1 protein-coding gene is annotated in these 623 nt (G+C 45.9%); it reads right to left on the bottom strand.

Annotated elements, in window-relative coordinates:
- A partial coding sequence (locus tag A3738_RS03945) for an MJ0042-type zinc finger domain-containing protein (RefSeq protein WP_156503934.1) occupies positions 1-623 on the bottom strand: 623 nt, incomplete at both ends.

Below are 623 nucleotides of genomic sequence, written 5' to 3'. Positions count from 1 at the left end.
GATCTGTGTAGCGAGAACGGCCGTCAAGGCGAGACACGCTAGTGTAATGACGCTTTTTCTTAACCAGCTTCCTCTGTGAACGGTTTGTTCTTCCTCGTAATAGAAGTCTATGCGTTGAGGTGCATCGTCGGCAGATGGTTTTATTAGCTCATCATTAGTGTGGGATGTTTTTTGAGGCTCTAGATCTAAGCTGGGTTCTTGCTTAAGAGGCCTCGTTGGCGTGTCGTCTTTTAATATCTGGGCTGTCCATTCTTCGTCTTTGCTATCAGCCACTTCTGAGTGGTGTGCAGCTTCAGATGAGAATGCGTGTGCGCCTGAGCTATCAATTTCTTTTAAAGAATCGCTAAGCTGAGAATCATCGAATAAAGACTGTTTCTTTGCGCTCTCTTTCTCGTCATCAGAATCTTCAAAGATAAGCTCTTCGTCATCGGTCTCGTGAGTATGTGATTCGTGTTCTGTGCTTGGTGTTGGAATTTCGCTTGGTGTGTCATCTTGCGATTTAAGCGTTTCATTTCCGTTCTGAGGGATTAGGTAAGCGACAGCATCAAATACTTCCATGCAAGCTCCGCAGCGGACTTTGCCAGCGGCTGCAGAGAGTTGCTTTTCGCTTACTTCGAAAGTTG

The sequence above is a fragment of the Oleiphilus sp. HI0066 genome (assembly GCF_001635725.1).
The sequence above is the reverse complement of the archived record's forward strand: the minus strand, read 5'-3'. Positions and strand labels throughout refer to the sequence as shown.